12 protein-coding genes and 2 pseudogenes are annotated in these 13,227 nt (G+C 64.3%); 3 read left to right on the forward strand and 11 right to left on the reverse strand.

Features of this window, described 5'->3' with window-relative positions; translation table 11 throughout:
- The first annotated feature begins 73 nt into the window (after positions 1-73).
- The gene (locus tag OKW40_RS04235) at positions 74-577 is read left to right on the forward strand and encodes an Lrp/AsnC family transcriptional regulator (protein ID WP_090811115.1); all 504 of its coding nucleotides are present in this window, start codon (positions 74-76) and stop codon (positions 575-577) included.
- A 93-nt stretch (positions 578-670) separates the two neighbouring features.
- On the opposite strand, the gene OKW40_RS04240 is transcribed toward OKW40_RS04235, so the two are convergent.
- From OKW40_RS04240 to OKW40_RS04290, 11 genes and pseudogenes are all read right to left on the reverse strand, one after another.
- Positions 671-1,072 carry a helix-turn-helix domain-containing protein gene (locus OKW40_RS04240; RefSeq protein ID WP_090811113.1) on the reverse strand — a complete coding sequence of 134 codons (402 nt, stop codon included), beginning with the start codon at positions 1,070-1,072 and terminating at the stop codon, positions 671-673.
- An 11-nt stretch (positions 1,073-1,083) separates the two neighbouring features.
- Positions 1,084-2,256 (reverse strand): NAD(P)/FAD-dependent oxidoreductase, encoded by a 1,173-nt coding sequence (locus OKW40_RS04245; RefSeq protein ID WP_429488363.1) that lies wholly within the window; start codon positions 2,254-2,256, stop codon positions 1,084-1,086.
- Positions 2,253-3,629, reverse strand: coding sequence for an FAD-dependent oxidoreductase (locus OKW40_RS04250; RefSeq protein WP_429488364.1), 1,377 nt, complete (start codon positions 3,627-3,629; stop codon positions 2,253-2,255). The genes OKW40_RS04245 and OKW40_RS04250 overlap by 4 nt, the downstream gene beginning before the upstream one ends.
- Positions 3,608-3,919, reverse strand: a complete 312-nt coding sequence (locus tag OKW40_RS04255) for a (2Fe-2S)-binding protein (RefSeq protein WP_184044624.1) — start codon at positions 3,917-3,919, stop codon at positions 3,608-3,610. Before OKW40_RS04255 ends, OKW40_RS04250 begins: the two co-directional genes overlap by 22 nt.
- A complete protein-coding gene (locus tag OKW40_RS04260; protein ID WP_184071923.1) occupies positions 3,916-4,692 on the reverse strand; it encodes an amino acid ABC transporter ATP-binding protein in 777 nt (258 codons plus the stop codon). Before OKW40_RS04260 ends, OKW40_RS04255 begins: the two co-directional genes overlap by 4 nt.
- An 18-nt stretch (positions 4,693-4,710) precedes the next feature.
- Positions 4,711-5,367, reverse strand: coding sequence for an amino acid ABC transporter permease (locus OKW40_RS04265; protein WP_018422365.1), 657 nt, complete (start codon positions 5,365-5,367; stop codon positions 4,711-4,713).
- Positions 5,368-5,481: 114 nt separating this feature from the next.
- Complete coding sequence (locus OKW40_RS04270) at positions 5,482-6,285, reverse strand: ABC transporter substrate-binding protein (protein WP_184005820.1); 804 nt, start codon at positions 6,283-6,285, stop codon at positions 5,482-5,484.
- 77 nt (positions 6,286-6,362) lie between these two features.
- Positions 6,363-7,640, reverse strand: coding sequence for an NAD(P)/FAD-dependent oxidoreductase (locus OKW40_RS04275; RefSeq protein ID WP_429488366.1), 1,278 nt, complete (start codon positions 7,638-7,640; stop codon positions 6,363-6,365).
- 81 nt (positions 7,641-7,721) lie between these two features.
- Positions 7,722-8,390: a haloacid dehalogenase type II gene (locus tag OKW40_RS04280; protein WP_429488368.1), complete on the reverse strand. Its 669-nt coding sequence runs from the start codon at positions 8,388-8,390 to the stop codon at positions 7,722-7,724.
- Between the two features lie 106 nt (positions 8,391-8,496).
- Positions 8,497-9,991: pseudogene (locus tag OKW40_RS04285) on the reverse strand (aldehyde dehydrogenase family protein).
- Positions 9,992-10,455: 464 nt separating this feature from the next.
- Positions 10,456-11,070: a cupin domain-containing protein gene (locus OKW40_RS04290; RefSeq protein ID WP_184068225.1), complete on the reverse strand. Its 615-nt coding sequence runs from the start codon at positions 11,068-11,070 to the stop codon at positions 10,456-10,458.
- A 318-nt stretch (positions 11,071-11,388) separates the two neighbouring features.
- Here OKW40_RS04290 and OKW40_RS04295 point away from each other — a divergent pair.
- A pseudogene (locus tag OKW40_RS04295) lies at positions 11,389-12,274 on the forward strand (GNAT family N-acetyltransferase).
- Positions 12,275-12,280: 6 nt separating this feature from the next.
- The gene (locus OKW40_RS04300) at positions 12,281-13,204 is read left to right on the forward strand and encodes a 2-hydroxyacid dehydrogenase (protein WP_429488370.1); all 924 of its coding nucleotides are present in this window, start codon (positions 12,281-12,283) and stop codon (positions 13,202-13,204) included.
- Positions 13,205-13,227: the final 23 nt, after the last annotated feature.

Here is a 13,227-nt window from a genome sequence, read left to right on the forward strand (position 1 = left end):
GGCCTGCGCGTTGCTTGACCAAGGCGAAGCGCAACGAAGCGAAAAGCAGAACCTTCGACGGGCAGACCGATACATGACGACAAGCGGCGACACGAAGCTGGACCGGATCGACCTGCGTATTCTTTCGCAACTCCAGAAGAAAGGCCGTATCACGAACGTCGAGCTTGCGGACGCCGTGGGGCTCTCGCCGAGCCCCTGTCTGATTCGCGTGAAAAGGCTTGAAAAAGCCGGCTATATCGTCGGCTACGGCGCACATATCCAACTGCAGAAACTCGGTGACGTGCAGATCGTGTTCACCGAGGTCACGCTCGCCGACCATCGTCGCGAAGACTTCGCCAAGTTCGAGGCGGCGATCCGTCCTGTGGACGAGATCATTGAATGCCATCTGGCGAGCGGCGGCTACGATTACCTGCTGAAGTTCGTCACGCGCAGCGTCAATCATTATCAGAGCGTGATCGAAGGGCTGCTGGAGCGCGACATCGGCATCGAGAAGTATTTCAGCTACGTCATCATCAAGACGCCATTCGTGAAATCCGAATACCCGCTGGAAACGCTCTTCTCGCAGCAGCATCAATGAAGCGGTGACGGTTTCGGCTACGCGCAGCCGGCCCGATCGGGTCGAATGCGTTCGAAGCCACCGGCGCGACGCCGGTGGCCTGTCGACTTGCAGTCAACCATTCGCGCTCAGCCATTCCCCCGGCGTTCTGCCAAGCACACGTTTGAAGTGCCGGCATAGATGGCTTTGATCGAAGAAGCCCACCTCGGTCGCGACGATCGACGGCGGCAAGCCTCGTCGCAACAGGCACTGCGCATGCCGTACGCGCACCAGCCGCACATATTGCTGCGGCGACACGCCAATCTCCGCGCTGAAGCGCACCGCAAACCTCGAAATGCTCAACTGCGCGACGGCCGCCAGTTCGGACAGGCTGATTGGCTCGGCGAAACAGGCATCGATGAAGTCGAGCGCACGCTGCACGGCGCGGCTTACGCGATTCGGCGCGCGCGTCGGATGACGGCTCGCGCCCGCAAGCTCAGGCGCGGATGATGACGAAGTTGGGCTCAGGCTCAGCATCGACGCTCCGCTCACGCAACGCGCGACGTGGGCGGCACTGTCGGTGCCGTCTCCCGACTGGTCGCGAAGCGGCGGATGTCGAACGGCTCGAGCGGCGTGCTGGTGGCGCCGGTGTCGATCAGTTCGGCCATCGCGTCGCCTACGCCCGGACCAAGCTGAAAACCGTGGCCGCAAAAACCGAACGCATAGAACAGGCCGCTGGTCGTCCCGCTTGCACCCATGATCGGTTTGTCATCGGGCATATAGCCCTCCACGCCGCTCCACACCCGGATGATGCTCAGCTTGCGCAGCATCGGCGCGACCCGCTGCAGCTGTCTGAACTGCAGCAACGTGCTTGACGGGAGAACCTTCGCGCGACGCTCGTCGAGATACGCAGGCGCACGCGCGCAACCGCCGATCACGATATTGCCGCGCGCGACCTGGCGGAAATACACCACCTCTTCGATCTGCGGCGACGACACGCCGACCACCGGCTGGATCGCATACGGCACGGGTTCGGTAACGGCCATCTGTGGACCGTTGACGGCGATCGGCACCGCTTCGCCAAATTGCTCCGACAGCAGGTTGCCCCAGGCACCCGCCGTGATCAGCAGCACGGGCGCATGGAACGTGCGGCCGTCGGCGCTCGTGGCGCGAAACTCAGCGCCCTCTTTTTCCACCGTCACGACATCGCAGTTTTCGACGATCTGCGCACCGAGCCGAGCCGCGGCGCGGGCGAACGCGGGCGCCGCGAGGCGCGGATTCGCGTGCCCGTCCATCTGCGAATACGAGCCCGCCAGCACCTCCGCACCGAGAAACGGAAACCGCGCGCGCAGCGCGTCGCCGCGCAACAGGTCGAGCTTGAGACCGTAGTGCGCGGCCTCCTTCGCATAGGTTTCGAACTGGTCGGCCTGCTCTTCGCGATAACAGACGCGGACATGGCCCGACATCAGAAACTCGGCGTCGTGCTGGATCAATTCCGGCAGACGCCCCCAGATTTCGCGCGAACGGTTCGCCAGCGGCAACTGCGGCAGAAAGCGCCCTTGACGGCGCACGTTACCGAAGTTGGTGCCGCTCGCCTGCTGCCCGACGAGCTGGCGCTCGAGCAGGATCACCGAGCGGCCCCGCTGCCTCAGAAAAAATGCGGCGGACGCACCCATGAACCCGCCGCCCACGATCAGAACATCGGCTTGTGCACGGTTCACTCGGTATCCTCCACGGTTGCGATGGCCAGCGGCTTGACCGGTGCCTGTCCACGAAGTCTGCCAACCTGCTCGAGCGGCACGTTCGCCGCCGCCGCGATCACCTCTGCACCCGCATGGCCGCAGTAACGTCCCTGACAGCGCCCCATACCGACACGGCTAAAGGCCTTGGCACGGTTCGCTTCCTGCGCGCCTTCATCGCGCACCACGCGGCGCAGTTCGCCCGCGGTGATGCCTTCGCATCGGCAAACGATCGTATCGTCGGACAGACGCGCCGCCTGCGCGGCAGGCCACGCAAACGCCTCCACGAGACCGAGTCGGAAGCGATCCATTTTGCGCTGTTCGCGCGTCAACGCGTCGAGCGTGGTCGCCGCAACTGGCCGCCCGAGATCGCTCAGCGCAGCGTGGGCCGCGAGCCGTCCGGCGACCTCGGCGCCGTCCGCGCCGAGCACGCGCGCGCCATCGCCCGCGATATAGACGCCCTTTTCGCTACTGCGACCGAGTTCGTCGAGTTGCGGCACCCATTGCCGCGTGATCGCGTCGAACCGGAACGCACAGCGCGCGAGATCGGCAAGCTGGGTTTCCGGCCGCAGGTGATAGCCGAGACCGACCGCGTCGCATTCGACCTGCGCGACGTTGCCGCGCGCATCGCGAAAGCGTACGCCAAGCACGCCGTCGTCCGGAGTGCCGAGAATTTCGAGCGGCTCGATGCCGTTTTCCACCCGCACGCCTGAGCGCTTCAACGCGCTCACGAGCGCGCGGCCCTTGCGCAATACGTCGACGCGCGCCAGCAATTTGGGCAGCGCGCGCAAGCGCGCACCGGTCTTCGACGTGTCGAGTACTGCCGCTACCCTGGCGCCCGCCTGCACATACTGGTTCGCGACCAGATACAGCAATGGGCCGGTACCCATGAAAACGACCTGACGGCCAATCGCGCAGGCCTGCGACTTCAGCGCGATCTGCGCGGCACCGAGGCTGTAGGTACCGGCGAACTGCCAGCCTTTGACCGGCATCAACCGGTCGGTCGCGCCGGGGCACAGGATCAGCGCGTCGTAGCCCAACACGCTCGCGTGCCCTTCATGCACGATATGCAGCTTGCCTTGCGCGACGTTCCACGCCAGCGTCTGCGGACGGTAATCGATCTGCGGGCGCAGTCGCTCGAAAGTTTGATGGAGATTCTCCGCGCGCGCGGCTTCCGTGCCGTACAGCTTCGAATACGGCCGCGTGAAGCCATCGGGCTGACGCCGGTAGATCTGGCCGCCATCGCGCCTGCCTTCGTCGACGACGATCGGGCGGATGCCGGCCGCCAGCAGCGTTTGCGCGCAGCGCACCCCTGCAGGCCCTGCGCCGACGATTACGATGCGAGGTTCGGCCATTGCGCCTCCGGTTGCGTCGTGACGACGCGCATGCCTGCTTCGACCACCGTGGTGCAGGCGCGCAGCCGCTCGCCGTCCGCGGTCCATACCCAGCAGTCCTGACACGCGCCCATCAGGCAAAAACCCGCGCGTTGTTCCGCGCCGAACTCGGACTGCCGCACATGCCGCACCGAGCACAGCATCGCAGTGAGCAGCGTGTCGCCGGCCAGCGCTTCGACCGGCGCGCCGTTGATCGTCAGTTCGACTTTGGCGCGAACCGTCTCGCCTACGCGTACGAATCTGCCGTTCATGCCGCGGCTCCTGCCATACCGTCGGGCGCGACGTGAGCGTCGCTGCGATTGGTCAGCACGTGGCGCAGGAACTCGCGGGTGCGCGCCTCGCGCGGCGAGCCCAGCACCTGCTGCGCCGTGCCCTCCTCGATGATGAGCCCCGCGTGCAGAAAACACACCCGGTCTGCCACCTCACGCGCAAAGCCCATTTCGTGGGTGACCACCAGCATCGTCATGCCTTCCCGTGCGAGGGTGCGCATCACGCCGAGCACTTCGCCGACCAGTTCTGGATCGAGCGCCGAGGTCGGCTCGTCGAACAGGATCGCCTTCGGCTTCATCGCGAGCGAGCGCGCAATCGCCACCCGTTGCTGCTGCCCGCCCGAAAGCTGATGAGGATAGGCGTGCAGCTTGTGGCCGAGCCCCACCTTGTCGAGCAGTTCAGACGCTTCGCGTTGCGCGTCCGCGCGCGCGAGGCGCTTGACATGCACCGGCCCTTCCATCACGTTCTCGAGCGCCGTACGGTGGGGGAACAGGTTGAAGCGCTGAAACACCATGCCGACCTGGGTGCGCAACTGGTTGATGTTACGCGCGCGCTGTTCGACGCGCTCGCCGAGCAGACGAATTTGGCCTTCGTCGTATGACTCCAGCGCGTTAATGCAGCGCAGCAGGGTTGACTTTCCCGAGCCCGACGCACCGATCAGGCAGACCACTTCGCCCTGGCGGACGTTGAGCGAAATGCCCTTGAGAACGGGTACGGTGCCAAAGCTCTTGTGCACATTCGTGATTTCGATCATCGCATCCTCACTTCGCACTTATCTCGCCCTGTGCCGACCGAAACGTCGTTCAAGCGTGCGGGTCATGCTCATCAGCGGCAAGCTCATCGCGAGATAGCCGAGCGCGACGAGCGTATATACCGTCAGATTCTGAAACGTCGACGACGCGATCAGTTGGCCTTCGCGCGTCATTTCGGCGACCGTGATGGTCGACGCGAGCGATGAATCCTTCAGCATCATCACGAGCGTGTTGCTGTACGGCGGCAGCGCGACCTTGATCGCCTGCGGCAGGATCACCCGTATCATCGTCTTCACGCGGCCCATGCCGATCGACTGCGCGGCTTCGTACTGGCCCGGATCGACTGCCTCGATACCCGCCCGGAAAATTTCCGCGACGTAAGTCGAGTAACCGAAACCAAGCCCAATGATGCTGGCTTGCAGCGCCGACACCTGGATGTGGATTTCCGGCAGCACGAAGTAGATGTAGAACAGCAGCACGATCATCGGCAGGCCGCGCACGACGTTGATCATCGTGCTCACACCGCGTACGACGAGGGGATAGCGCGACATCTTCAGCAATGCCCAGGTCAGGCCGAGCACGGTGCTCAACACCAGACAACCCAGCGTGATGACGATGCTCATCACCGCGCCTTGCAGCAAAATCGGTACAAAGTCGGCTATATCTTGCCAGTGCATGTCGTGCCTTTCATTGCTCTTCGTATTCGTTCAGTCCGCCGCGCCGCTGCGCGACGGACCTGGCAGGACGAGTCCCGCATCGCCGCGGGCACGGCTCCTTTCACGCGAAGCCAATCAGCTCACGAGGTGCCACTTTTTGAGGATCGCGTCGAGCGTGCCATCGGCCTTCATCTTCGTCAGCGCGTCGTTGATCTTCGCCATCAGCGCGCTGTTGCCCTTCTTCACCGCGATCGCGATGTCGAACTTTTCCATCGGCACATACGCGTCGTCGACCCGCGTCCCCGCCATCGCGCCCGCCGCTTCCTGGGCCTTCAGGATCGGATAGTCGTTGAAGCCCGCGACGATGCGGCCTAGCGCGACATCGCGCGTCATGTCGGCGGGGCTGTCGTACATCTTCACTTCGGTGAAGATGCCGAGTTTCTTCAACTGATCGCCGTAGTCGGTACCGGTTGGCGCCCCGATCGTCATGCCCTTCAGGTCCTGCACCGAGTGATAGACCGCCTTGTTCGTGTCCTTCACGATGATGCCTTCGCCAAACGCCGTCACCGGCTGCGAGAAATCGACCACTTCGGCGCGCTTCGGCGTCGGCGTCATGCCGGCAACGATGATGTCGATCTTGCCCGATACCACCGACTGGATCAGCGCCGAGAACGGCACCGCGTCGTACGACACGTTAAAGTTTTCGCGCTTGCCGATCTCCTTGACGACATCCGGCATCAGGCCTTCGATCTGCTGCGTCTTCACGTTCATGAACGTGGTCGGCGCGCTCGACGGCGGCGAGCCGGCGGTGAGCGTCGCCGTTTCGGCAGCGTGGGCGGCGCCGAACATCATCGTCATCGCGAGGCCCGCGCCGGCGGCAAAGCGCTGCACAGTGTTGAAGCGGACGGCGGCTGCAGGCTGGAACATGAAACGCAACATGGGGATTTCCTCTGGGAATAGTGATTTTCAATCTACGCGCTGCCCGACCATCTAACGGTAGCGATCAGTCGATCCATTCAATGCAGTACATCCTGCAACCTGTAATACGCGCCGACGAGCGGCAGAAACCACGCGCGTCCAAAATGTCCTGGAATCGCGGGCCATTCGAGCGTTCGCCACGGATTGCGCGAGGCGGCGCCGAACATCACGTCTGCCATCAGACGACCCATGTGCACGGACATCTGCACACCGTGGCCGCTGTAGCCCATTGAATAGAACAGTCCTTCATGCTGGCCCGCGCGCGGCAGCCGGTCGGCCGTCATGTCGACGAGGCCGCCCCAGCAATAATCGATGCGCACGTCGGCCAGTTGCGGGAAATAGCGTGCGAGCCCATCACGCAGAATCCGCCCGCTTTTCTCGTCCGAACGCGGATTCGACATCGCGAAGCGCGCGCGGCCGCCGAACAGCAGACGCTCGTCCGGCGTTGCACGAAAATAGTTGCCGATGTTCAGCGTCGTCACATACGAGCGGCGCGTCGGCAACACCGCATCGAGGCGCGCCTTGCCAAGCGGCTCGGTCGCGACGATGAAGCTGCCGACGGGCGCGATGCGGCGCCGGAACCATTGCAGCGGACCGACCTGCGACGCGCCGGTGGCAATCAGCACGCGCTCGGCGCGTACCGTCCCGAGCGGACACTGCACGTCGAACGCGTTGCCGCCGAGCGGCTTGAGGTTCGTCACCGGCGTGTTCTCGTAGATCTGCGCCCCACGCAGTGCGGCTGCCGTGCCGAGACCCACGCCGAATTTGCCCATGTGCATCTGCATGCCGTTGCGTTGCACGAGGCCGCCGAAAAAGCTGTCCGACCCGATCTCGTTGCGAATCTGCTCGGGCGGCACGAGTTCGACATCGGAATCGACTTCGCGCCGCAACACCTCGTACGACTTCGCGAGCGACGCGAAATGCTGCGGTTTCGCGGCGAGTTTGATCTTCCCGGAGTGGCGCAGATCGCAATCGATCTGCTCCTCCCCGATGATCGTTTTCACCGTTTCGACGGCGCCGGCATACGCACGGTAGAACTCCGACGCGCGTTCGCTGCCGATGCGCGCGGACAACGCCGCGTAGTCCTGCGCGACGCCCGTATTGCAGTGGCCGCCGTTCCGGCCCGATGCCTGCGCCGCGAGTCGGCCCGCCTCGAACACGATCACCGACATGCCACGTTTGGCCAGCTCCAACGCAGCCGACAGCCCGGTGAAGCCGCCGCCGACCACCGCAACGTCGACCCGCTGCGGTAGCGGACCCTGGGCGCCGCCGGTAAAGCGTGGCGCAGTGTCGAGCCAGTAGGAGTCGAGCTTCATCGTGATGCGTTCCTGTCGGTTGGTTGCGCCGCTTTCAGCGGCGCGCGGGAAGCGATGTCGTGAGAAGGCCGGACGTGCGAATCAGAGGCCGAGCAGCGATGCCAGTTGCGGAATGCCCGACACTTCGTTGACGCCGTAATACGGGTTCAGCGGCTCGTGACCGCGGTTGACGAACGCCTTGTGTTTGATGCCCATGTCGTACGCGGTCATCAGGTCATAGCGGAAGCTCGACGACACATGCAGCACGTCTTCCGGATTGCAGTCCAGTTGCGAGAACATGTACTCGAAGGCTTTCTGCAGCGGCTTGTACGCCTGTGCCTGCTGGGCGGTGTAGACCTTGTGGAACGGCGCGCCGAGCTTGTCGACGTTGCTGTGGATCTGGTCGTTCGACGCATTCGACAGGATCACGAGCTTGTACTTCGAGGCCAGTCGCGACAGCCCTTCCGGCACGTCCGCGTGCGGGCCCCAGCTCGGCACGGCCTCGTAGATCTTCAGTGCGGTCGCTTCGTCGAACGGCACGCCGGTGCGTTCGCAGGTGCGGCGCACCGAGTTCACGACCACGTCGCGATAGGGCTTCCATGCGCCCAGCACTTCGTCGAGGCGGTAGCCACGGAAGAACTCGACAAACTCATCCATCTTCGCCTTCTCCAGCTTGTCGCCGTAAAGCTCGCGCGCGGTCTGGCCCATCTGGAAGTTGGTCAGCGTGCCATAGCAGTCGAAAGTGATGTACTTCGGCTCGAAATCGATCATGGTCAACATCCTGTCGTCGTGGCGAACCTAGTTGCAGGCTCGGGGTTCAGTTTCGGGTTGAATCAGTGCGGTTGATGCTTGCGTATATCAGGTGTAAAGCCGTGCTTCACAGCGTTTCGAAATCGATCAGCACACTCTTGTGCCGCATGCTCGCCACCATCGCTTCGCGGCCGAGATCCTTGCCGATACCGGACTGGCCGAAGCCGCCCCGTCGGAATGATCATGTCGCCGCTGCGGCCGTAACGGTTGATCCAGATGGTGCCCGCGGCGATGCGGCGCATCGCCCGCAGCGCCTGACCGATGTCGCTGCTATGGACCCCCGCCGCGAGACCGTAGATCGGATGCGCGGCGAGCGCGATGCCCTCTTCCTCGTCGGCGAATGTCTGTACCGTCAGCACCGGGCCGAATAGTTCCTCGCGCACGGCGGGCGTCTCTGAAGTCACATTGGCGAGCAGCGTCGGGCGGTGGAAATAGCCTGCGTCGGTGCCTTCGAAAAAGCCGCCGCCGAAGATCACTTCCGCGCCACTCTCGCGGCTCTGCCCGATCAGCGCTTCGATGCGTCGCGCCTGGGCGCCACTGATGATCGGCGAATAAGCGGTGCGGCTGTCCCACAGCGGGCCGGGCTCGATCGGCTGCAGTTGCCGTTGAATGGCGGCGATCAGCGGCTCGGCAATGCGCTCGTGCACGATCAGCCGCGTGCCGGCCACGCAGGCCTGGCCGCCGTTGGCCGTAAAGCCGCGGGCGACACAGCGCGCCGTATGCTCGAGGTCCCGCACATGTTCGAACACCAGTTGCGGGCTCTTGCCGCCGAGTTCCAGCGTGACGGGCTTGGTGCCGTGCATCGCGGCGTCGCTCATGATCGCGGCGCCCGTGCGGGTCGAACCGGTGAAGCTCATCTTCGCGATGCCTGGGTGACGCGTCAGCGCGGCGCCCGCCGTCGCTCCACGGCCATTCACCACGTTGAAGATGCCCGGAGGAATGCCGGCTTCGATGGCGAGTTCCGCGAGACGCAGCGTCGAGAACGGCGTCATTTCCGACGGTTTCATCACGACCGCGTTGCCTGCCGCGAGCGCGGGACCGCACTTCCATGAACACATCGACAGCGGAAAATTCCACGGTGTAATCGCACCGATCACACCGTACGGCTCCGATGCAACAAAACCGAGACTGTCGCGGCGCGTGGCCGCGATATCGCCACCGAGCTTGTCGGCCAGCTCCGCGAAGAAGCGGATCGCCTCCGCGGTGAACGGCACATCTGATGTATAGCTTTCCGTCACCGGACGCGTCGAGCTGACCGTTTCGAGTTGGGCGAGGCTCACCGCATCGCGATCGATCAGATCGGCCCAGCGGCTCAGCACCTTCGCGCGCTCGCGCGGAGAGCGGGTGCCCCAGCCGCTCGTCTTCCATGCCGCTAGCGCATTGCTGACTGCGTGATCGACGGTGGCATCCGACGCGTCCGGCACATGGCCAAGCAGCGCGCCGTCCGACGGCCGGTGAACGGCAATCTGCGCTTCGCCCGCCGAATAGTACGCACCGCCAATGAAATGCCCCTGCGGCAACGGCACGGCTGAAGGATCGAAATCGAGTGACGGAGTGGACATGTCCGGCCTGATCAGTAGGTTCAAGTGTGTGGTGCCGCGTGCGCATACGCACTGATGACTGCGGCACCACTCGGCACTGCTGTTCGCCATCGCGACCGCCGAATGAACGAACATCGGATGAAGTTCATTTTAATGAACACGAAATGAAATACTAGTGGTCAAAAATAAACTGTGTGAAAAGTTCGTTGTGCGCTGCAATACATTGCCTGCCTCGGAGAGCACACCGCCGCACTGGTGGGCACGGGCCGCAAGCCCACACGGCTGGGGCGCGCACGAGCGAGGCGAGGCGACGCGACACGCCCGTTCCGTCGTGCAATGCAAAACCGAAAAGTGAATGAGAGAAAGGCGTTGACGTCAGCCGCCGTCCGTGCGAACCGGACGCGACGCGTCAGAGCGAGCGGGGAAAAGAGAGGGAAGACAGCGCCGCTTGCCACACGACATGCGGCTCCGGTACAACAAACAGATCAAAGATGAATGACGGGCGGCTGCGTGTTCATGATCCACAGCAAACGGGCAGTCTTCCTGCTTTCGTTACGCACGCTATGCGGCACCGTGCTCTTGAACTGGAAGCTGTCTCCCGCGCGCAGTTCGGAGCGCCGGTCTCCGACATTCAGCACGACCGTGCCTTCCAGCACCAGGCCCGCCTTCTCGCCGATGCCCACCAGCACCTCTTCGGAACCGGAGCCGGCCGGCAGCATGATGATCATCATCTGCAAATCGTGATCGCCATGCGGCGACAGCAATTCTTTCTGCATGCCGTTCTTGCCGACTTCGAACAGCGGCCGCTCGGCCGCCTTGCGCACGAAATCGCCGGTGATCGGGTCCGAGACCGCGTCGTCTTCTTCGAGCAGCGCGGTCAGCGGAACCTCCAACGCCAGGCGCAGGCGCTCGAGAATACGCACCGACGGATTGGCCTTGTTGCGCTCGACCTGACTGACGGTGCCGACCGACACGCCCGCGCGCATCGCCAGTTCGTTGATCGACAGACCCTGCGCGACGCGCAGCGCGCGCAGACGAGCGCCGACGTCGCCGTGACCCGGGTCGGCCGTGCGCTTCTTGCTGAGCTCCGTTCGCTGCATGTGTTTCCCGTTGATGACGGTGCGGCCGGCTGCCTATGTGCCGCCGGTGCGGTTGTTGTGCTGGGCGCGCACGGTCGCATCCGATGAGGCGCCAGCCGCTTCGTTACAATGAACGCCCGTTCAATTTTTCAGCATTATATTGAATATAGCACCCGCGGGGTGAACGCCAAAAATACCTGTGCAATTGCGTTGCGCGTCGCTGCCGCCGTGAAGCAGACCCGAGCACACACCGGCCCGAATAACAAAAAGATCGTCCTATGAAGCAGGCACCGGGAATGCCACAGTCTAGGCTGATCATGCCGCCAGCAGGAGTTTGCAGTGTCCGAATCAACCGTGAAGAAATCACTGACCTATCGCCGCTTCACTTCCGATGACATCGCCGCCGCGCATGGCCTCTCGGTTGCGGTGCGCTGGCCGCACCGCGCCGATGACTGGCGCTTCATGTACGACGCCGGCACCGGCTTCGTCGCCGAAGACAATGGCGCCGTGATCGGCACCGCGCTCTGCTGGAAATTCGGCGCGGACCGGCGGCACGCTCGGCCTCGTGATCGTCTCGCCGGACGAACAGGGCCGTGGCATTGGCCGCAAGCTGATGGAACTGGTGCTCGAAGAACTTGGCAACCGCGTGACCTTCCTGCACGCAACGGTCGCGGGCAAGCCGCTTTATGAAAAGCTCGGCTTCGTCAGCTGCGGCGGACTCACCCAGCATCAGGGCGCGCTCGGCAGCGTGGCCGCTGTCGCGCCGCCGGCCGGCGAACAGTTGCGTGCCGCGAGGCCGGACGACACGCCGAAGCTGATCGAACTCGCGTCGCGCGCGAGCGGCTTCGACCGCAGCGCGACGATTCCGGCGCTGCTCGGGTTCGCGCAAGCCGTGGTTCTCGAACGTGACGGCGAAGTGGTCGGTTTCTCGCTGTTCCGTCCGTTCGGACGCGGCTACTCGGTTGGACCGGTGGTCGCGCAGCATGGGTCCGACGATCTGCGTGCCCGCGCACTGATTTCGTGCTGGCTCGCGCAGCACGCCGGCGACTTCGTGCGGATCGACGTGCCGGACGACGCCGGCATCAACGACTGGTTGACCCATGTCGGCATGCCGCGCGTCGACTCGGTCGAAAAGATGGTGCGCAACGCGCCCGCCGACTTGCGCGAGGTGGCCCCGGACCCGGGCTGGCGCGCGTTCGGCATCATCAATCAGGCGATGGCGTAACCGCCAATGACCGTCCTCTACAAAGCCGATCCGGTGCGTGGAGCGCTATGGGCCGAGCGCTTCGCGCAGCTAGCGCCCGACGTGCCGTTCCGGGTGTGGCCGGACATCGGCGATCCCACGGCCGTGCGCTATCTGGTCGCGTGGCAACCGGGAGACCTCGCGCTCACGCTGCCGAATCTCGAAGTGGTGTTTTCGGTCGGCGCGGGAGTCGATCAACTGGATCTGTCGCAGATTCCGGCGCATCTGCCGGTGGTGCGGATGCTCGAGCCGGGCATCGTCGAAGGCATGGTTGAATATGTCACCGAGGCGGTGCTGGCGATTCACCGCGATCTGTTCGATTACGGGTTGCAGCAGCGGGCGCGCGTCTGGCAGCCGATGCCGTTGCGCGCCGCCGCGTCGCGTCGAATCGGCGTGCTCGGCCTCGGCATGCTTGGCCGCGCGGTACTGGAGCGTTTGCGGCTGTTCGGCTTCGCCTGCGCGGGCTGGAGCCGCTCGAAGCATGAGCTCGAAGGGATCGACTGCTATGCGGGCGAGGCCGGGCTCGATGAGTTGCTTGCCCGTGCCGACATCCTGATCTGTTTGCTGCCGCTCACGGACGCCACGCGCGGCCTGCTCTGCCGGCGGGTATTCGACATGCTGCCGCGAGGCGCGTCGCTGGTTCACGTCGGCCGCGGACCGCAACTCGTCAGCGCCGATCTGCTCGACGCGCTGCAACGCGGGCAGATTCACAGCGCGGTGCTCGATGTCACCGACCCGGAGCCGTTGCCCGCCGACCATCCGCTGTGGGCGCAACCGCGCGTGCGCATCACGCCGCATATCGCGAGCGCGACGCGGCCCGAATCGGCCGTCGATGCGATACTGGAAAACCTGCGCCGCTATCGCAGCGGCGAGCGGATGAACGGCTTGATCGACCGGACACGCGGCTACTGATACCCATGCGCGGCCCGGCCCCC

This window comes from Paraburkholderia sp. RAU6.4a (genome assembly GCF_050435625.1).
GTDB lineage: Bacteria > Pseudomonadota > Gammaproteobacteria > Burkholderiales > Burkholderiaceae > Paraburkholderia > Paraburkholderia tuberum.